Raw genomic sequence first — 21,659 nt, forward strand, 5'->3', positions numbered from 1 at the left:
GTTTCTAGTTGGTTTGATTATTTGTTTTCTCTATTAACATATACCCAAGCTGTTTTGCTTTTGTTTCCTTGGTAATCAATTACATAGTAATAAGTTCCTACTGGTAACTCATCACCATCTGAAGATTGACCATACCATTCGTTTGTATAATTAGTCTTCTCGTAAACCTTAACTCCATTTCTATTAAATATTGTTAAACGTTGAACATCAAAACTACTTAAATCAAATGTATCATTTAATCCATCACCATTTGGCGAAATACCTTGTGGTATAACACAAGATTCTAATTCATAAACCGTTACTTCTTGACTTGATGTACATTGAGCACCGGCTCCATTAAATGTTACCATTATTTCGTAATCTCCTGCTAAAAGCACTGTATCTAAAGTAAGACCTGTTTCTCCTGGAATCACAACACCTTCGTAAGACCATTGTATATTAACTTCAGATTCTGTATAGTTATCTGCAGTTGGCGCTAATGTAATAGGAGCGTTAGCATTAGGACATACCTCGTAAACTGTACTAGCATTAAACGTAGTACTAGGAACATCTTTAACTATTATATTAAAGGTTGTTGTTTTATAACAATCTGACGCTGCGTTATTTTGTATTCTAACAAAAATTGTTTGAGTACTAGAAGTATTCGAATATGGAGATACTAATGCATTTACTCCTGCATCTGCGTCTACTTCAGATTCATGGTAAGTAACCACAAATACAGTTGGATCCTGCCCATTAAGAACAGTTGCTGTGTTTTGTTCAAGATCGAATTCTTCAACACCATCTCTAGATTCGTCATCACATAACTCTAAATCATCTACATCAGTAATGTCAGGAAGTGCTCCTAAAACTACTAATTCGAATGTTGTGTTAGTACTTGCACAACCTGATCCTGATCCTACTGAGTCAACATCTTCTACTCTTACAAAAATTATTGTTCCATCTGTAGCAGAATATGGTGATACTAATGGGTTATTACCTGTCTGCGCATCATTTAAAGTTGCATGGTATGTTACTAAAAAGTCATTTGGATCTTGACCTGGAGCATTTAATATAATGCTTGAAAGTCCATTTAAATTAAAGTCTTCTACTCCATCACCAGATTCATCATCACAGGTTGTAATTGATACTTCATCTTGAGGAACAATATTTACTGTTGCTGCTTGGTATAAGTTAACAATTACTGTTTTGGTATCGTTACCCATACATTGATTATCGTAAGCAGTTACAGCATAAGTATTAGATTCTGTAACCGTAATTGAAGAACCTGTTAAAGCTGGATTTAAGATACCGTTTTCATACCACTCGTATGCATCGGCAAAAGGAGAATCTGCTTCTAAAACAATAGAATCATATCCGCATAAATTAGCTATAGATGGTGTAGTTTCATCGTTATCTTCGTCAATAAACACCGCATCAGCACTAATTATATCTACCTCTATTTCACCACTTAAAGTTCCTGCATTTGGATCTGGGTTATTAGGATCTAAATTTGTTTGGTTTATTTGTATAATTCCAGGATCTTGATCATAATTAGTAATAAGTACAATATAAATATCTCCTGCCACGGCACCAGTAATTATAAAATTCTCTACTGCTGCTGCAGAAAAACTACATGCAAAAACTGGAGTTGAAGGATAATCACCACCTGAACAATAATCATCTCCTGCATTGAATGGTCCCCAAACTGCAAAATCAACATCTAACTCATCTCCTATAGGGTTTCCTAAAGCATCAAATGCTGTGTTCTGGACCATTTCTATATCTATATCTCCCGAAGTACCAATTTCAACAATACTAAATGTTGGATTAGGCGAAGAACCTAAACAATCTATTGCACCAAGACCTGGAATAACACCAACAGTGTTGAAAGTATATAAATCGTCTCCTCCTGGACAAAGATTCTCTGTCGCATCACATGTTATGTTTGCTGGTGCTTCATATGGTGTAATACACAAATCGAAAGTTGTTGTTTCAGCATTTGAACCGCCAGAAAAGATTCTAATAAAATATGTATCTCCTATTGTTAAAGCTGGTGTAACACTTGCTAATTCTGCATCAGTACATGCTATCTCTACTAAAGCATCACAAGCACCTTCGTATAATGCATGATCTATATCAAAAGTATTACTTCCTTGTATGTTTGCTAATGCTATTAGTTGAAATTCGCTTGTAGCTACAAATTGAAACCAAACATCATCATCTGCATCACCTCCACAAGTAGAGTTAGGAACTCCAGAAGGCGTTGCTTCTAATAGCGTTCCTGGTGTACTCATTTCGCATAAAAAACTATCATTTACAGCAGCTACTGTTGCATTACCACAGTTATCATTTGCTGGCGGACATGCTGCTAATTGTAGTGCAGAACTTGTAATTATACAATTTACATCTTGATCGTTACTTACTGTAAAAATAATATCAACGTTAAAAGGATAAGGTCCAAATTGCGTTATTCCTGTTGCAGAAACTGACACAGCCGGATTACCTTGGTTATCTTCTATAGAAACTGAAGCTGCGTCTCCTAAAGATGTTACGCCTACATCTACTAAGAATTGATCACCATTAGCACAATCATCAACTACTTGATAAGTTGCTGTTGGGTTTATACAAGTTGCACAAGACACAGTAATATCTAAAGGATTAATGGTAGTACTACTTTGACAACTAACAGAACCATCTGATGCTATTGTGAAAGAAATAGTATCTCCTGTTGATTGAAAAGTTAAACCTCCTAAATCACCTCCGTTAGTATCATTAAATAATTCTGTACCATCAGTATCATAAACAACTAATTCATCACAACATGATTCTACATTTCCAGAATTAATTGTAAAGTTTAATGCAGAGCCATCTGTACTTGTAAATGTAAATACGTTAGTATCGTTACTGTCGTAACAATAGTTAATATTTTGTGGACCTACAGCACAATCTACCGCGAAGTTAAGTTGCACATCTGTATTAAAATTATAAGGTCCAGCCCAAACACTTTGAGCTCCTCCGCAATCTGCTAGTACATATACTTCGTAAACAGCAAGTCCAGATAAGCCTGAAGCCATAAATCCTGGCGTATTAGTTACTGTTCCTGGTCCTGTTGGAGTACCTGTTCCGGCTGGTTGTATTACATATTCCCATTGTGTTTCTCCACTGTTTGCTGTCCACGAGATATCAGCAGTTGTATCTGTTATATTAACTGCAACTATATTACTTGGTGCAATACAGAAACTACCACAAGTTTCTACTGTAATTTGATCTAGAGCAATATCACCCTCAAAACCATTACCTGTAGCGCCATAGCTAAATTCTAAATAAACTACTTGTCCTAAATAAGCATCTAAATTAATTCCTATAGGCACCCAAACTTCTGCATCTGTAGATTGATAATCTCCAATCCATGTGTATTCTGTTGTAAATGGTCCTGCAACACTTGTTCCTACATTAACATTTAATGTTCCAATATCATCACCAAAAGCATGCATAAAGAAGGCTAATTCTGCTCCATCTACTGCTGTAGTTAAATCGATTGCTGGTGATATTGCCGAAGCTATAGTAGATGCATTTCCAGAAGACTCATATTCTAAATGTACTCCTGCATTTCCGTCGAAAGAATTTGCTGGGCCTGTTCCTGTAGAGTTAGCATTTGAATTTGTAATTCTCCAGCTTCCATTTGCTCCGTCGAAACCAGTTCCTGTCCAACCTAATGGATCTACATTTTGAGTATCTCCAAAAGTTTCTGTAAATATAGTTGATGAAGTTCCACTTGCACAATTAACACCTAATGGTGCTGGTGGTGGCGTGTTTAATGTTGTAAAATTAATTGGGCCAAAATATTGACTTTGTCCATTACCACAATCTGCTAATATATAAAACTCGTAAGCTGTACTTGCGATAAGAGTTGTTACTGAGGTAGGATTTGTTGTAGTAACAGTTCCTGCTCCTGTAGGAGTTCCTGTTCCCGCTGGTTGAACAACGTATTCCCATTGTGTTTCACCATTGTTTGCTATCCATGAGATGTCTGCATTTACATCTGTTACATTAGTTACAACAATATTACTTGGAGCAATACAGAAGTTACCACAAGTTTCTACTGTAATTTGATCTAAAGCGATATCGCCTTCCCAATCATTACCTGTAGCACCATAACTAAATTCTAAATAAACTACTTGTCCTAAATAAGCATCTAAATTAATACCTATAGGTATCCATGCTTCTGCATCTGTAGATTGGTAATTTCCAACCCAAGTATATTCTGTTGTAAATGGTCCTGTAGCACTTGTTCCTACATTAACATTTAATGTTCCAATATCATCACCAAAAGCATGCATTAAGAATGCTAATTCTGCTCCATCTACAGCTGTAGTTAAATCTATTGCTGGTGATATTGCTGAAGCTATATCAGATGCATTTCCCGAAGCTTCATATTCTAAATGTACTCCTGTATTTCCATCGAAAGAATCTGCTGGGCCTGTTCCACCAGAATTCCCACCTGCGTTTGTAATGCTCCAATTACCATTTGATCCGTCAAAACCAGTTCCCGTCCAACCCAATGGATCTACATTTGGAGCATCTCCAAAAGTTTCTGTAAATATAGTTGATGATGTTCCACTTGCACAACTAACCCCTAATGGTGCTGGTGGTGGTGTGTTTAATGTTGTAAAATTTATTGGCCCTACCCAAATACTGTTACCATCTGCTCCTGTACAATTTGTTCTTACATAAGCTTCATAAGCTGTACTTGGTGTTAAGCCTGTAACATTGTATGGCATATTATTAGTTGTAGAAACACCTGTATCTGTATCTGCTGGTGTTCCTGTTCCTGCAGCTTGCACTACAATTTCCCATGCTGTTCCAATTCCCGCTACCCATGAAACATCGGCAGTAGACTCACCTAATGTCGTTGCTGTTAGACCTGTTGGACTTGGGCATGTTACATTAAAAACCGATACATCATCGAAAGCTACTCCTTCATCAGGAACAGATCCATCTGATCCAAAAGCAAAACGCAATATTACACTAGATTGCCCAGCTAAACCTGCTAAGGCATTATTAGCTGTTACCCAACCATTAGAACCTCCGCCATCTCGTCCAGTCCATCCTATTTGCTGACCTCCTGGATTTCCGTTTATAGTTCCATCGTTGTACCAGTTACCTGCATCTCCTAACGCCCCAACATTTACCCATGTTGTTCCTCCATCTATTGAAGATTGTAAAACTGTACCATCCCAACTATTTTCTGATTCCCACCAAATACTAAAAGAAATAGCAGGTGCTGTTACTGTAGAAAAGTCAAAAACAGGACTAGTAACTGTTGACGACTCTGAACTATTATAATTCCCAGTTAAATTTGTTGCCCAAGAATTTGCTCCTGAAGCTGCACTATTAATAACTGCAGAGGCTGGTGTTCCCAAAGCCCATGTTCCGCTTGTTGCATTATCTGCAACCCATCCTCCATCTCCAGATTCGAAATCCTCAGAATAAGGATAAGTAGTAATTTGTGCATTGACATTGAACCCAAAAAGCATGGTTGCAATTGCCAATAAAAGTGTAATTTTTTTCATCGTTGCTAATTTCAATTAGTTTAAGTAATGTACTAAACTAAATAAAAATTTAATCGTAGGTTATATAAGTTTGCCTTTATAGATTAAATACTCTTATTAACGATTAAAGGTGTTAATTTAAAAACTATTCGATTCCCTTATAAAAAAAAAAAAAAAAAACACACACACAACTGCTAAATTCTATTTTATGGTGCAGGATTTGGTAATATATTATGAATCTCATTGATAGCATCCAATAGCTCTTTACTTAAATCTATATTTATACTATTAATATTTTCTTTAAGTTGCTCTAAATTTGTTGCTCCTATTATATTACTTGTTAAAAATTCTCTTTGATTTACAAACGCTAAAGACATTTGAGCTAAAGACATATTATTAACTTCGGCTAACTCTAAATATTGCTGCGTAGCTTTTGTTGCTTGTTCACCACTGTATCTTGCAAATCTTGGAAACAGTTTTAATCTTGAATTTTCTGGTGCTGTATTTTTAATGTACTTTCCAGACAGTACACCAAATGCCATTGGAGAATACGCCAGTAGTCCTATATTTTCTCGCATTGCTATTTCGGCCATATCTCCTTCGAAAACACGGTTAATAAGTGAATATGCATTCTGGATTGTTATTGGTCTTGGTGCGTTATTTTTTTTAGACTCTTCTATAAAACGCATAGTTCCCCAAGCTTTCTCATTTGACAAACCAATATGACGAATCTTACCTGTTTTAATAACAGCATCTAAACTTTCTAAAACTTCTTTAAAGTTATCTTCCCATTTATCGTTTGGGTTATGTTTATAATCTCTAACTCCAAAAGTGTTTGTCTCTCTTTCTGGCCAATGCAATTGGAATAAATCTATATAATCTGTTTGCAATCTTATTAACTCATTGTCTACAGCTTCCTTAATACTTTGCTTAGTAAAACCTGATGTTCTAATATGTGCTGTATAATCTCCGTTTCCGGCAATTTTAGAAGCTAAAACTACTTTATCTCGATTTCCATTTTTTTTAAACCATGTTCCAATAATCTTACTTGTTGCTCCTTGTGTTTCTTTTGTTGCAGGCACAGGATACATTTCGGCTGTGTCTATAAAATTTACACCTTGATCTATTGCGTAATCTAACTGCAAATGCCCTTCGGCTTCTGTATTTTGGTTTCCCCAAGTCATAGAACCTAGGCAAATTTTACTCACTTTTATATCTGTGTTTGGAAGTTTTGTGTATTTCATAGTTTTAATAAATAGTAATTTTTCTCTAAATATAAAAAAAGACCTTTCTTTAATAATATAAAGAAAGGTCTAAATGTTTGTTAAGGTATATTTTTGTTTAGAAAATATCTGCTGGTAATCGCGTTAAGGATGGAGGCATTGTTGAAGCTCCTCGCAGAGAGCGACTGCCGAGAGCCTGACCGAGACAATGCTTTTTTTTAGCATTGTCTTGGTAACGCCTAAAAATTAAATTTCGTTTAACAACTTAGAAATCTTATCTAATTTTGGAGTTAAAATAACTTCTATACGTCGGTTTTTGGCTTTCCCTTCTGCGGTATCATTACTTGCAATTGGCAAAAACTCTCCGCGTCCTGCTGCTGTAAGATTTTCTGGATTGATATTATTATTTTCTCTAAGAATTTCTACGATTGCAGTTGCTCTTTTTGTAGATAAATCCCAGTTTCCTTTAATTTGACCTGACCCAGAATAAGGCGCATTATCTGTATGCCCTTCTATTAAAACAGCAATTTCTGGGTTATCACCCAATACGTTACCCAATTGTTTTACTGCCTTTTTTCCTTCTACACCTACTGCCCAACTTCCTGAATTGAACAACAATTTGTTTTCCATAGAAACGTAAACTTTCCCGTTGCGTTGCTCGATGGTAAGACCTTTTCCTTCGAAATCTGTTAATGCGTTTGAAATTGCATTTTTTAAGCTAGTCATTGCTGCATCTTTTGCTGCGATAACGCTTTCTAATTCTGCAACTCTATTAGATCGTGCTTCAAGTTCTTTTTTTAATTGTTCTAATCTCGCATTTTCTGAAGCTAATGCTTGCTCCTTCGCTTCTAACTGAGCTAATAATTCTCTATTTTTTTTAGAATTGGCTGCAATTGCAGATGAGCTATTAGATTCTAAAGCGTCGTAAGATGCTTTAAGGTTTTCATGCTCTTTAACTAATACCTTATAGTTGGCATTCAAAAGATCTTTATCTGCTGTTGTATTATCGAAATCTTCTTTCGTGAATTTTAGTTCGTTATCTGCTTTGGTTTTAGCTTTTAGTAAATCGTTATAATCGTCTTGTAAGCTTCTATTCTCTTTTTTTAATGCAGCGTATTTGTCTTCTAAATTTTTATAAACTTTTGGAGACACACATGATGTTGCTACGAGTAATAATAAGGCTATGACTGTGAATTTGTTTTTCATTTTTGGGACTGTTTTTATTTTTTATGCGTTTAAGTTTTCTAGTTCTACTAGTATAGGACAATGGTCACTATGTTTAGCTTCTGTTAGTATAACGGCTCTTTTTATTTTTTCTTGTAATGGTTTTGTAACCATTGCATAATCTAAGCGCCATCCTTTATTGTTTGCTCTAGAATTTGCTCTATAACTCCACCAGCTATACTCTACTCTTTCTGGGTTTAAGTATCTAAAAGAATCTACTAAACCACTTTCTATAAAATCGCCTATCCACTCACGTTCTACCGGTAAAAACCCTGAAACATTTTTCATTTTTGGATTATGAATATCTATTGCTTCGTGACATATATTATAATCCCCACAAACAACAAGATTAGGTACTGTATCTCTTAAACCTGTTATGTATTCTTGAATTTCTGCCATATAATTAAGCTTAAATTCAAGTCTTTCTATATTGGTTCCAGAAGGCAAATACATGCTCATTACAGAAACTCCATCGTAATCGGCTCGAATATTTCTACCTTCAAAATCCATGGTTTCAATGCCTGTACCGTATTCGACATGGTTTGGTTCTGTTTTACTTAAAATAGCAACACCACTATATCCTTTTTTTTGTGCGCTATACCAATAATTGTATTTGTAACCTGCCTCTACAAACAACGATAAATCTAATTGCTCTTCCATAGCCTTAGTTTCTTGAAGACATACAACATCTGCATCCGTACTAATTAACCATTCTATAAAACCTTTTTTAATTGCAGCACGAATTCCATTTACGTTATAAGAGATTATTTTCATGTGTTTGTTTTTTTTATTTTTTCTACTATTACATGTTGTTTGTTATTAATTGTAAATACAAGATAATAACGTTTTAACATGCGCGTTTCATTATATATTGTTGTTATTTCTGCTAAAATAAATAATGCGTTACTTTTACAACATTAAATAACTCCTAAATTAAACACAAACTATTAACAAAATATATTGCCTTGTTTTTAGTTTAACTACCATATGAAGTTTACCGCTACTCTTTTTATTTTTTTATTTGGAATTGCTGCTTTCTCACAAGATCGCAATGTTAATTTTAGACAAAAAACGGTAGCTAAAACCGAAACGATTACCATAGACAGTGTAAGCATAAACTCTAACAACTTCTCTATTAAACTTAAAGACTCTACAATTATAGACAGTACTTATTATTCTGTAGATTTCTCTAAAGCTATTTTAACTTTTAAAAAACCGATTACAGCCGATTCGTTAATAATAAACTATCTTAAATATCCAGAATATCTTACGAGAGTTTATCAGCAATTTGACGAAGCTATTATAGTAGAAAACAATGATAAAGTTAACAGGCTTTACAAAATAAAACAATCTAACACAGAAAATGATTTCAAACCTTTTGATGGCTTAACAACAAGTGGAAGTATTTCTCGAGGCGTTACTATTGGAAACAACCAAAACTCTGTATTAAATAGCGAGCTAGATCTACAAATTACAGGAAAACTAAACGATAAAGTTTCACTTCGCGCCTCTATTCAAGACGCAAATATTCCTTTACAAGAAACTGGTTATTCCCAAAGACTAGATGAATTTGATCAAGTTTTTGTGGAGATTTTTAGCGACCGATGGAATATAAGAGCTGGAGATGTAGATTTAGAAAATAACGATTCTTATTTTGCTGAATTTTCTAAACGCGTACAAGGTCTTTCGTTAAGAGCAAAATTAGGAGAAGAAGATGCCGAAACTAATCTTTTTGCAGCAGGCGCTTTAGTTCGTGGGCAGTTTACTACAAGCCAATTTACGGCACAAGAGGGAAACCAAGGTCCTTATAAATTACAAGGTCAAAATGGCGAATTGTTTGTACTAATTGTTTCTGGAAGTGAAATCGTTTATGTTAATGGGATTATAGTAGATCGTGGCGAAAACGAAGATTATATTATAGACTACAACGCAGGCGAAATTATCTTTAATTCTACATTTCCAATAACCAGCGAAATGAGAATTACTGTAGACTACCAATTTAGCGATAGAAATTACTCGCGATTAGTAGCTTATGGTGGTGGAAATTATCAATCTGAAAAATTTAAAATTGGAGCTTCTGTATATTCTGAAAATGATGCTAAAAACAATCCTTTACAACAAAATCTATCCACAGACCAAGTTAATGTTTTAAGCGAAGCCGGAGACGACAGATCTCAAATGGTAGCGCCTTCTAGCGTTCAAGAAGCCTTTAACGAAAACCGCATTTTATACAAAAAAGAGATAGTTAATGGTGTGGATATTTTTGAGTTTTCAAACAATGAAGACGATACTTTATTTAGTGTTCGCTTTACAAATGTTGGAGATAATATAGGTAATTATGTAATAAGTAATATTAATGCAATAAATACTATTTACGAATATATTCCACCAATTGCTGGAACTCCTCAAGGTAATTTTGAACCAATTATACAATTAGTTGCGCCTGTAAAACTTCAAGTTGCCGTTGTAAATGGAAGTTATACACCTTCAGAAAAAACAACCATAAATTTTGAATTTGCAGGAAGTAAAAACGATTTAAACTTATTTTCTAGTTTAGATGATAATGATAATAATGGCTTTGCAGGAAAACTTAGTGTTAACCAATATATTATTAAACAAGATAGTTTGTGGAATTTAGATGCTTTTGTTGACACCGATTTTATTCAAGAAGAATTTAGAAATATTCAAGGTCTATACAATCCAGAATTTAATCGCGATTGGAATATTAACGCAACAACCTCTAATGGATTGAACTCTAATTTTGGTGACCAAATTTTATTTACCGCTGGAACAAGAGCTTTTCACGATAAAAAAGGAAAAGCTGACTATTTGTTCGAGCACCTTGGTTTTCCTAATAATTTTAATGGTAATAAACATACCGTAAATGCTAAATTATTTCTGAAGGAAAAACTAACGTTAACTACAACCACTAGTCTTTTAAATAGTAACGCTACAGAAACAACCTCAACTTTTTTACGTACTTATAATGAAGCCCGTTACAGCCTTAAAAAGAGTTGGATTGGTGGAAGACTTTCTGCCGAAAATAACGAACAAAAAGATGTTACAACAGATGAATTTACGGAGTTGAGCCAACGTTTTAAAGCCTACGAAATTTTTACGGGAATTGGTGATAGCACTGGTGTTTTCACCGAAATTGGCTACAAATACAGAGTAAACGATAGTTTACGAGACAACAACCTACAGCGTGTTAACCAATCTAACACCTATTATTTAAACTCAAGATTAATAAAAAACGAGCGCACAAACCTCTCTTTATTTGCGAACTATAGAACGTTAAAAAACACTGACGAAAACGCAGAGGACGAACAATCCATAAATTCTAGATTATTATTTAGTCAGCAATTTTTCAAAAACATTATAAATTGGAATACGGTTTTCGAAACCAACTCTGGAACCTTAGCACAACAGGATTTCACTTACGTAGAAGTAGAACCTGGTCAAGGCGCTTACACCTGGAACGATTATAACGGTAATGGAATACAAGAACTTGAAGAATTTGAAATAGCACAATTTCAAGATCAAGGCTTATACATAAGAGTACTATTGCCAAACCAAGTTTTTATAAAAACACATCAAAATAGATTAAGTCAAGCATTAACTTTAAATCCAACCAATTGGATAAACGAAGACAATAAAAGCAAAAAATTCCTGTCTCATTTTTATAATCAAAGTAGTTATTTAATAGATCGAAAAATTAAACGCGAAGGCAATGCTTTTAATATTAATCCGTTTGAAAGTGATGAAGATAACCAACTAGGACTTCAGCTTAATTTTAGAAACGTTTTAAGTTATAATCGCAGTAAACAACATTACACAACCTCTTATACGTATTTAAGTAACCAATCTCGAAATGTATTAACTGTTGGTTTTATTGCTAACAGTTTAAAAAGTCATCAATTAAATTTCAATCATAAATTTGCCACAAGTTGGTTGGCTAATTTTCTTGCAGGCTTTGATAAAAACGAAAGTGAAAGTGAAAATTTTGTTACTAAAAACTTTAAAATAGATGAAGAACGCTTCAATCCAAAATTATCCTATTTACTAAACGACAATATCCGTTTCGATGTATTTTACCAATACACAAACAAAGGAAATACTATTGGTGATTTAGAAACTTTAAACCAACAAAAATATGGCTTCTCTTTTGCCGTAACTAAAAACGTGAAATCTGCTATTTCTGGAGAGTTTAATGTGTTTTCTAACGCTTTCGAAGGCAATGCTAATTCACCTGTGGGCTACCAAATGCTTGAAGGTTTACAACCAGGAAAAAACCTTACTTGGAGTTTATTAGCACAACAAAAAATTACTAAATTTTTAGATTTGAATTTGACTTATTATGGTAGAAAAACGGAAACTAGTAAGACTATCCATACTGGCAATGTACAGTTAAAGGCTTATTTTTAGTAATATTTTATTTTACGAGTCCAAACATAAAGTGATTTTCCATTAACTATCTTGGTGATTTTAGTCCAGTTTCCTTTACGGTCGAATTTATATTTAAAATCTAGTATTTTTGCTTTGTTATTTTCTAAAACGATTGTTTTTATTATGTAATCATCTTGATTGTAAAATGTTTTAACTGAATTAAAAATAGAATCCTTAGTTGCAGTTTCTTCTTCATATATTTTGCAACCTTTATCATTATAGCTGTATTTATCTGTTTTGTAATCGGTTGTGTCATTCATTATTCCAAAACGCTTCATCTCTATTAAGTTGTTTTGGTTATCATACTTCCATACAGTTTTTGAGTACACTTTATTTGAAGATTCATTATAATTTAATTGAAGAATTTTATTTCCGTTTTTATCGTAATCATACTCAAAGAGATTTCGCTCTTTCTCTTTAAATTTTAATTGAATATATTTCCTATACTTTCTAATAGTTTTCCCTTGCGTATTTAGCTCATTTATTAATGAATAATCTTCACCATCTTCATCAATAATTCTTGTTTCAATTATATTACCATTTTTGTCTAAAACAAAATACCAATGTGAAAACTCATTTGGTTCGTCGCTATAATAATAACTCATAACTATTGGTCTATTCTTTTTATTATAATGAAACTTAGTTAACCAAAATTCATCGTCCCAATACACTTCTTTTAATTCTATTAAGTTTTTATTTTCATCATAAGAATAAAGAAATGTTCTTTCTAATTCATTTGAAAAATCAAACCAAAATTCTTTTTCTTTTACACCTGTTTTTTTAAATATTATTTCACAATTTATGTAACTCATATCTCTATCTGTAAAGAAAGTCTTTAAATTAATATTTCTATACCTTATGGTGTTCCTAAATATATTGGAACGGTATTCGGTAAGTCTTTTAGGTACAGTTTTCTCTAAAAAAAACTAGTTCTTCTTTGACGGACCTAGGATTCCCATAAATTGTATCCATATTCTTTTGCGCAAATACAATTGAAACAAAAAAGAAGATAAAAAGGTTTAAAACTGATTTCATAACTGGTTTACATTAGTCTTTCAAAGATTGTAAAACTATTCAATTTTAAAAAGCTTTAATGAGTTAACAATCCTTTTTAGTGAGTAAAAGCTTATTTTTAAGTCATTTGTAACCTATGTTACCATTAAACATTTCAAATTTTGTAAATTTGTGTATAATTATGAGCAAAATTTTAGCCATCGCATATTCATTTTTGATTCTCATTCAGAGTTTCAACATAAATTTGGAAGATATTTCTAAGTTTAGTGCATTGCTAGAACATGCCGAATTTCATGAAGAAATGTATGGAGATACATTTTTTCAATTTTTAGCAGAACATTATGGAGATGCTAGAGACACACACGAAAATGACCACAAAGAGCATGAAGACTTACCATTTAAAGATGGTCATCACATGTGCACGCATATTAACACCTCTTTTATAAGCGTTACTAATAATTTTGAACTCATCTATCACGAGTTTATCGAAATCCCTTTCAACTTCAACTATAACGAATCAATTACAGATTCTGAAAAAACAGCTATTTTTCAGCCACCCAAATACGCATAATTTATTTTAGATTTTAATCCTGTTTTATAAAACAGGCATTTATTATTTCTTAAATTATTATGACTTATGTTAACAAACATTATCAAATTCAGCTTACATAACAAGCTGATTATATTCCTATTTACTGCCTTTATTGTAGGCTTCGGTATTTTTTCTTTAACCCAAATACCCATTGGTGCAGTACCAGATATTACCAACAACCAAGTACAAGTTATTACAACGTCTCGCAATCTATCTACTCAAGATGTAGAGCAATTTATCACCTATCCCGTAGAGCTAGAAATGGCAAATTTACCCGGTGTTGAAGAAATTCGTTCGGTTTCAAAATTCGGGTTATCTGTGGTTACTATTGTGTTTAATGATAACATGGGTACTTTTTTACCTCGTCAACTTATTGCAGAAAAAATAAAATCAGCATCAGAGCAAATACCAGATGGGTTTGGCTCTCCAGAAATGGGACCAATAACTACCGGTTTAGGCGAAATTTACCAATATATTTTAGATGTAAAACCTGGTTATGAAGATACATATACCACTACCGATTTACGCACTATTCAAGATTGGATTGTTAGACGTCAACTCTCAGGAATTCCTGGCGTGGTAGAAGTCAATACTTGGGGAGGTTTTTTAAAACAGTATGAAGTTGCCATTAATCCTAACAAGCTAACAGCAATGCATATTTCTATAGCAGAAATTTACGAAGCCTTAGAAAAAAATAACAGTGTGTCTGGAGGTGGTTATATTGAAAAAAACAACAAAGCTTTTTTTATTCGTGGAGAAGGTTTAGTGGGCTCGCTAAAAGATATTGAAGATATCGTTGTAAAAAATGATGGCTCACCTATCTATATTAAGGACATTGCAAAAGTTGGTTTTGGCAGTGCTACGCGTTTTGGGGCCATAACAGGAAATGGTGCAGGCGAAAAAGTATTAGGACAAATAATGATGATTAAAGATGGTAACTCTAAAGAAGTTATCGACACCGTAAAAAAACGCGTTGCATCTATACAAAGTACATTACCCGAAGGTGTTTACATCAATGGTTTTTTAGAACGTAGTGAATTGATTGGAAAAACCACTTTCACCGTTGCTGAAAATTTAATATTAGGATCCCTCATCGTCATTTTTGTAGTGGTATTACTTCTTGGTAATTGGCGTTCGGGTCTAGTTGTGGCTTCTGTAATCCCATTAAGTTTATTGTTTGCTATTATACTAATGAATCAATTTGGTGTCGATGCTAATTTAATGAGTTTGGGTGCTATCGATTTTGGTATTATTATAGATGGCGCAGTAATTATTGTAGAATTCATTGCGTTTCAAATCATGTCTAAAACGGAACATCTAAATGCCATAAGCAGGAGTGAAAAACAAACTGAAATTGATCAAATAACATTAAAAAGTGCTTCAAAAATGATGAATTCTGCCATTTTTGGGCAGTTAATCATCTTAATAGTGTTTATCCCAATACTCTCTTTAACCGGCATTGAAGGTAAAATGTTTAAGCCCATGGCCATGACCTTTAGTTTCGCTTTAATAGGCGCTATGATTTTGTGCTTAACGTATATCCCAGTGGTATCATCATTATTCTTAAAGCCTAGCAAACAATCTAACAAGAATATTTCGGTTAGATTAATGAAATGGCTAAACACTATTTACCAACCCATTATTAATTGGGCATTATCAAATAAACGTATAGTGCTTGTACTTTCTACATTTTTACTAACGTCTAGTATTTGGATATTTAGTAAAATGGGAGGTGAATTTATTCCCACTTTAGATGAAGGTGATTTTGTTATCCAACCTGTTTTAAAAACAGGAACTTCTCTTGGAAAAACTATAGAAGTTACCACTAGAATAGAACAAATACTGCTAGATAATTTTCCCGAAGTAGCTCAAGTAGTGAGCAGGATTGGAGCTGCAGAAGTACCCACAGACCCAATGTCTATGGAACAGAGTGATGTTATAATAAAACTGAAACCTAAAAGCGAATGGACGTCTGCCAAAAACAAAGATGAATTAGCCGATAAATTTAAAGAGGCTCTTGCTGTAATTCCAGGAATGGAAGTTGAGTTTACACAACCCATAGAAATGCGATTTAACGAACTAGTTACTGGAGTTAGAGCTGATGTTGCCATCAAAATTTTTGGTGAGGATTTAACTATTTTAGCTAATAAAGCAAATGAAATAAGGGAACTTATTGAAAATGTTGCTGGCGCTACAGATCTTTCAGTTGAAAAAGTAGAAGGCCTACCTCAAATGAGCGTAAAATTTAACAGAAATAAAATTGCACGTTATGGTCTTAATATTGCCGACGTTAACAATGTTATCTCAATGGGATTTGCAGGTGCAACCGTTGGAAATGTTTTTGAAGGCGAAAAACGATTCGATTTAGTCCTTCGTTTACAAGAAGGTAACAGAAAAGATATAGAAAGTCTTCAAAATTTATATGTGGATACACCTAACGGAAATAAAATTCCGCTAAGTGAATTAGCTACAATCAAATACACTACAGGTCCCGCTCAAATATCACGTGATGACACTAAAAGACGTATAGTGGTTGGTGTAAATGTGAGAAATCGAGATTTACAATCTGTGGTTCATGACATTCAAGATATACTAGATACCAAACTAAAATTACCTGCTGGTTATAGTATTACCTATGGCGGACAATTTGAAAATCTACAAAGTGCGAAAGACAGATTATTAATCGCTGTTCCTGTTGCATTATTACTGATTTTTATCTTGCTGTATTTTGCCTTTAATTCTGTTAAAGATGCATTAATTGTATACTCCGCCATTCCGCTTTCTGCAGTTGGAGGCGTACTATTACTTTGGATTAGAGATCTACCATTTAGTATATCTGCCGGTGTTGGTTTTATAGCGTTATTTGGAATTGCGGTTTTAAACGGAATTGTATTAATCGAACACTTTAAAGAACTAAAAGAACAAGGTTTCTCCAATATTAATGAGCGTATTAAAAAAGGAACTACCGAGCGTTTACGGCCTGTATTACTAACAGCCGCAGCCGCAGCGCTAGGATTTTTACCTATGGCTATTTCTACAAATGCTGGAGCAGAAGTACAACGTCCTTTAGCAACCGTTGTAATTGGCGGTTTATTTACTGCAACATTATTAACCCTAGTTGTTTTACCTGTTTTATATGCTTGGTTTGAAGAAAAAAAGACTTTAAAATGAAGAAAAAGAGTATAATCACAATTATAATATTACTACTTACATTTAACATTCAAGCGCAAAACAAACCATTAACAATACACGAAACTTTAGAATTAGCACTTGAAAATAACGCGAGTTTAAAAGCAGAAAACCTCAAAATTAATCAAGCAAACACACTAGTTCGCTCGGCTTTTACTTTTGATAAAACGAGTATCTATTATAACTATGACGAAAGTAATTTAGCAATAAACAACAAACCTTTAAAGGTTTTTGGTATCTCGCAAAACTTTAAATTTCCAACCGTTTATTTTGCTGAAAAAAAATTAAACGAATCTAAAGTTACCATACAAGAAACTAATTACAACTTGCAGTTACAGCAAATTAAAAAGCAGGTTTATGCTAATTATTATCAATTAAGTTATGCGAAGAATAAAGCAGAAAACTACAAATATTTAGATAGTCTATATCAAGATTTCGCAAGAAAAGCAGAACGCAGATTTGAACTTGGTGAAACTAATTATTTAGAAATGATTACTGCACAATCTAAGCAAAAACAATTAGAAACGTTTTATAAACAAGCCCTTCAGGAAGTAAACCTATCTAAAGCCCATCTTACAAAAGTGGTTCAAACAGACTCCATTACTATTGCAAATGGTTTACTTGAAAAACTTGAGATAGAGAATTTATCGGTAAATCAAAATATTGGTCTATCGGTTTTTGATGCCTCAATTAATTATCGAAAAGCAGAAACGAAATTAGAAAAGCAGAGTCTGTTACCCGATATATATGCTGAGTATTTTCAAGGGACAAACGCTAGTTTAAACGGCAATATAAAAGGTTATCAATTAGGCTTTAAAATCCCTATATTATTTGGTGGTCAACGTTCAAAAATTAAAGCTTCAAAAATTGCGAAGGAAGTTATTGTTGAGCAAAAACAAGATTACAAAGCGCAGTTAAATGCCGAACATCAATCGTTATTGGCGAAGCTTCAGCAGTATGAAGAAGCTATAACCTATTACGAAACACAAGGACAAACGCTTTCTGAAGAAATTATAAAAACAGCAAACAGAACCTTTAAAGAAGGTGAAATTGATTTCTTTCAATACATACAGAGTTTAGAAACTGCAAAAGATATTCAACTTAATTATTTAGAGCAATTAAACCAATACAACCAAACCGTTATCACCATCAATTACTTAATATTATAAAACTAACATGTTTTAACGTTTCTTATTAATTAAAAGGAATAATAGATAACAACTTGCGACCATTAAAAAACAATAAACATTCAACACATGAAAAACATATATATAATACTATTTTCAATACTTTTAGTAGCCTGCGGAAATTCAGAAAAAAAAGACACTAATATTCCTGAAACAGATACACATAATGACGAAATCACCATTACAAAAGCACAATTTAAAGGTGAAAAAATGGCATTTGGAACTTTGGAAGAATACGCTTTTAACCAAATCGTAAAAGTTAACGGAATGATAGATGTGCCACCACATAACAAATCTAGCGTGACAACTTTTATTGGTGGATACATTACCAAAACACCTTTATTAATTGGAGACAAGGTAAAAAAAGGGCAACTTTTAGTCACTTTAGAAAACACCGAGTTTGTCGAAATTCAGCAAAACTATCTAGAAGTTTCAGAACAATTAAGTTATTTGAAATCCGAATTCAACAGACAAAAAACGTTATTTAATGAAAAAATAACTTCAGAAAAAAACTATCTAAAAGCCCAAAGTACTTACAAAAGTAATTTAGCACATTACAACGGGTTACGTAAAAAACTACAAATGTTAAATATTAACCCAAGTAGCGTAGAACAAGGACGCATCTCTTCCTCTATAAATTTGTATGCTCCCATAAATGGAAGCGTTACAAAAGTAAATGTAAGTAACGGAACGTATGTGTCGCCAAGTGATGTGATTCTTGAAATTGTTGATATCGATCATATTCACTTAGAATTATCTGTCTTTGAAAAGGATATTATGAAAATAAAAAAAGATCAGAAAATCCAATTTAAAATCCCTGAAGCTTCTGATAAAACATACGATGCAGAAGTCCATTTAGTTGGAACCACTATTGATGAGCAAACCAGACGCGTAAAAGTACATGGGCATGTTGAAAATGATAAAGACAACTTTATAGTCGGCATGTTTGTAGATGCTGATATTATTATTGACAGCGTAAAAAGTCTGGGACTACCAACAGAAGCTGTAATAGAAGTTGGTGACGACTATTATGTTTTAATTTTAGAAGAACAAGATGATGCTGAATTTCATTTAGAAAAAATTAAATTAGAGCTTGGAAAGCAAGCTGAAACTAACGTAGAGATTTTAAATCCAGCTGCTTTAAAAAACAAACAAATAGTAGTTAAAGGTACAAGTATGCTATTAAATGATAGCGAAGGCGGACATAGTCATTAGTATTTATAAAAAATTAAATGAATAATCATAAAACAGAAGCACACAACCATAATCATAATATGATTTTTGGTAAAAAAACCGAACTTTATTTTGCTATACTTTGTGGCACTTTTTTAATACTTGGTTTTGTTATTGAAAAACTAACCAATTTATCAACATGGACGTCATTAACAAGTTACATAATCGCCTATTTTTTTGGAGGTTATTTTATATCTATTGAAGCCTTTCAAAAAATACGTAAAGGTGGTTTTGATATAGATTTTTTAATGATTGCAGCAGCAGTTGGCGCTGCATATATTGGTAGTTGGGCAGAAGGTGCTTTACTTCTGTTTTTATTTAGTTTAGGTCACGCACTTGAACATTATGCTATGAATAAAGCTAAAAAAGCTATTAAAGCTTTAAGCGATTTATCTCCCAAAACAGCACTAGTAAAAAAAGGTAATCAAATAATAGAAACAGTCATTGAAGACTTAAAAATTGGTGATATAATAGTTGTTAAACCAAATACAAAAATAGCAGCAGATGGTGTTATTGTTTCTGGAAATAGCAGTATTAATCAAGCACCAATTACAGGAGAAAGTATGCCTGTTGATAAAACTGCAATTACAACACTCGAAAACTTACCAGAATTTAAAAATATTGATAAAAAACATATTGCATTTACTGGTACAATTAACGGAGATAGCAGTATTCAAATACACGTTTTAAAACTAAGCCACGACTCTACTGTTGCAAGATTAATTAAAATGGTTAGCGAGGTAGAAACGCAGAAATCACCAACACAACGTTTAACCAAGAAATTTGAAAAATGGTATGTGCCAATTGTTATAATTGTGGTTATTCTTTTATGTTTTTCCTACTTAATTATAGACGAAACATTTAACGAAAGTCTATACAGAGCAATAACCGTTTTGGTAGCAGCCAGCCCTTGTGCTTTAGCAATATCTACACCAAGTGCTGTGCTTAGTGGAATTGCACGAGCAGCACAAAAAGGTGTTTTAATTAAAGGTGGAAAAGCGTTAGAAGATTTAGGAAGTATTACCACTATTGCTTTTGATAAAACAGGAACTTTAACCGAAGGAAAACCGAAGTTAACTAACGTTATTACTTTAAATAATTTTGATGAAAACAAATTTTTACAAATAGTTTTAGAGGTAGAAAGCTTAAGTAATCATCCACTCGCAAAAGCAATAGCCAAAGACATTGCAACACTACATAACATTAGTTTTAAAAACACTGCTACAAATATTGAGGCCATACAAGGCAAAGGAATTACTGCTTTATATGAAAACACTAAAGTTTTTATTGGAAATTTAAAATTGATGCAAGATGAAGCTATTACTGTTACTAATTCTGTAACCTTAAAAATGGACAGTCTTTTGCAAAATGGACATACAGTAATGCTTGTGGCTTTTAAAAAAGAAATTATTGGTATTATAAGTGTTATGGATCTACCAAGAAAAACAGCTGAAGCTACACTTAAAAAATTAAGCACTATTGGTATAAAACGCATGATTATGCTAACTGGAGACCATCAAAACGTTGGAAATACTATTGCACGGCAAATTGGCTTAACAGAAGCAAGAGGTAACTTACTGCCAGAAGACAAAGTTGCTGTTATTAAAAACTTATTAGCAACAGATGGAAAAATAGCAATGGTTGGTGATGGCGTAAACGATGCTCCTGCAATGGCCTTAAGTACGGTTAGTGTTGCAATGGGAGCTGCGGGAAGCGATGTGGCTTTAGAAACTGCAGATGTAGCCCTAATGTCTGATAAAATTGAAAACCTACCGTTTGTTATTGAATTAAGCCGTGCTTCTAAACGTATTATAAAAGAAAACATTTTTATAAGCTTAGGTGTTGTAGCTATACTTGTTCCTGTTACTATTTTAGGACTAACCAATATTGGTTTAGCAGTTATATTTCATGAAGGCTCTACTGTTATAGTCGTTTTAAATGCTTTACGATTATTAGCCTATAAGGAACATTTATAAAAGCAGAAAACAGCTTTAATAAAAACGCCAAATAATGTGCG

The 21,659-nt window shown here is 33.2% G+C and carries 11 protein-coding genes; 6 read left to right on the forward strand and 5 right to left on the reverse strand.

Annotated elements, in window-relative coordinates:
• Positions 1–17 precede the first annotated feature (17 nt).
• The 4 genes from ASC41_RS09045 to ASC41_RS09060 form a co-directional block, all read right to left on the reverse strand.
• On the reverse strand, positions 18–5,555 hold the full coding sequence (locus ASC41_RS09045; protein WP_055436317.1) for a T9SS type B sorting domain-containing protein: 5,538 nt from the start codon (positions 5,553–5,555) through the stop codon (positions 18–20).
• 185 nt (positions 5,556–5,740) lie between these two features.
• Positions 5,741–6,778: an aldo/keto reductase gene (locus ASC41_RS09050; RefSeq protein ID WP_055436318.1), complete on the reverse strand. Its 1,038-nt coding sequence runs from the start codon at positions 6,776–6,778 to the stop codon at positions 5,741–5,743.
• Positions 6,779–7,003: 225 nt separating this feature from the next.
• Complete coding sequence (locus tag ASC41_RS09055) at positions 7,004–7,963, reverse strand: OmpA family protein (protein ID WP_055436319.1); 960 nt, start codon at positions 7,961–7,963, stop codon at positions 7,004–7,006.
• Between the two features lie 21 nt (positions 7,964–7,984).
• A complete protein-coding gene (locus ASC41_RS09060; RefSeq protein WP_055436320.1) occupies positions 7,985–8,755 on the reverse strand; it encodes an exodeoxyribonuclease III in 771 nt (256 codons plus the stop codon).
• A gap of 213 nt (positions 8,756–8,968) precedes the next feature.
• Between ASC41_RS09060 and ASC41_RS09065 the strand changes: the two genes are divergently transcribed.
• On the forward strand, positions 8,969–12,406 hold the full coding sequence (locus ASC41_RS09065) for a hypothetical protein (RefSeq protein ID WP_055436321.1): 3,438 nt from the start codon (positions 8,969–8,971) through the stop codon (positions 12,404–12,406).
• Here ASC41_RS09065 and ASC41_RS09070 read toward each other — a convergent pair.
• Positions 12,403–13,239 (reverse strand): hypothetical protein, encoded by an 837-nt coding sequence (locus ASC41_RS09070; RefSeq protein WP_055436322.1) that lies wholly within the window; start codon positions 13,237–13,239, stop codon positions 12,403–12,405. The genes ASC41_RS09065 and ASC41_RS09070 overlap by 4 nt on opposite strands.
• A 383-nt stretch (positions 13,240–13,622) precedes the next feature.
• Between ASC41_RS09070 and ASC41_RS09075 the strand changes: the two genes are divergently transcribed.
• The 5 genes from ASC41_RS09075 (at position 13,623) to ASC41_RS09090 (ending at position 21,618) form a co-directional block, all read left to right on the forward strand.
• Positions 13,623–14,012: a hypothetical protein gene (locus tag ASC41_RS09075; protein ID WP_055436323.1), complete on the forward strand. Its 390-nt coding sequence runs from the start codon at positions 13,623–13,625 to the stop codon at positions 14,010–14,012.
• A gap of 66 nt (positions 14,013–14,078) precedes the next feature.
• On the forward strand, positions 14,079–17,204 hold the full coding sequence (locus ASC41_RS09080; protein ID WP_420835923.1) for an efflux RND transporter permease subunit: 3,126 nt from the start codon (positions 14,079–14,081) through the stop codon (positions 17,202–17,204).
• Positions 17,201–18,391 (forward strand): TolC family protein, encoded by a 1,191-nt coding sequence (locus tag ASC41_RS17325; RefSeq protein ID WP_420835924.1) that lies wholly within the window; start codon positions 17,201–17,203, stop codon positions 18,389–18,391. The genes ASC41_RS09080 and ASC41_RS17325 overlap by 4 nt, the downstream gene beginning before the upstream one ends.
• A gap of 87 nt (positions 18,392–18,478) precedes the next feature.
• On the forward strand, positions 18,479–19,624 hold the full coding sequence (locus tag ASC41_RS09085) for an efflux RND transporter periplasmic adaptor subunit (RefSeq protein ID WP_055436324.1): 1,146 nt from the start codon (positions 18,479–18,481) through the stop codon (positions 19,622–19,624).
• A 17-nt stretch (positions 19,625–19,641) separates the two neighbouring features.
• Positions 19,642–21,618, forward strand: a complete 1,977-nt coding sequence (locus ASC41_RS09090; RefSeq protein WP_055436325.1) for a heavy metal translocating P-type ATPase — start codon at positions 19,642–19,644, stop codon at positions 21,616–21,618.
• Positions 21,619–21,659 lie beyond the last annotated feature (41 nt).

It is taken from the genome of Lacinutrix algicola (assembly GCF_001418085.1).
GTDB lineage: Bacteria > Bacteroidota > Bacteroidia > Flavobacteriales > Flavobacteriaceae > Lacinutrix > Lacinutrix algicola.

What these genes read in the sequence shown, in the direction of transcription:
- ASC41_RS09045 (WP_055436317.1), bottom strand. Translation starts at nt 5,555, where the DNA reads ATGAAAAAAATTACACTTTTATTGGCAATTGCAACCATGCTTTTTGGG.
- ASC41_RS09050 (WP_055436318.1), bottom strand. Translation starts at nt 6,778, where the DNA reads ATGAAATACACAAAACTTCCAAACACAGATATAAAAGTGAGTAAAATT.
- ASC41_RS09055 (WP_055436319.1), bottom strand. Translation starts at nt 7,963, where the DNA reads ATGAAAAACAAATTCACAGTCATAGCCTTATTATTACTCGTAGCAACA.
- ASC41_RS09060 (WP_055436320.1), bottom strand. Translation starts at nt 8,755, where the DNA reads ATGAAAATAATCTCTTATAACGTAAATGGAATTCGTGCTGCAATTAAA.
- ASC41_RS09065 (WP_055436321.1), top strand. Translation starts at nt 8,969, where the DNA reads ATGAAGTTTACCGCTACTCTTTTTATTTTTTTATTTGGAATTGCTGCT.
- ASC41_RS09070 (WP_055436322.1), bottom strand. Translation starts at nt 13,239, where the DNA reads ATGAGTTACATAAATTGTGAAATAATATTTAAAAAAACAGGTGTAAAA.
- ASC41_RS09075 (WP_055436323.1), top strand. Translation starts at nt 13,623, where the DNA reads ATGAGCAAAATTTTAGCCATCGCATATTCATTTTTGATTCTCATTCAG.
- ASC41_RS09080 (WP_420835923.1), top strand. Translation starts at nt 14,079, where the DNA reads ATGTTAACAAACATTATCAAATTCAGCTTACATAACAAGCTGATTATA.
- ASC41_RS17325 (WP_420835924.1), top strand. Translation starts at nt 17,201, where the DNA reads ATGAAGAAAAAGAGTATAATCACAATTATAATATTACTACTTACATTT.
- ASC41_RS09085 (WP_055436324.1), top strand. Translation starts at nt 18,479, where the DNA reads ATGAAAAACATATATATAATACTATTTTCAATACTTTTAGTAGCCTGC.
- ASC41_RS09090 (WP_055436325.1), top strand. Translation starts at nt 19,642, where the DNA reads ATGAATAATCATAAAACAGAAGCACACAACCATAATCATAATATGATT.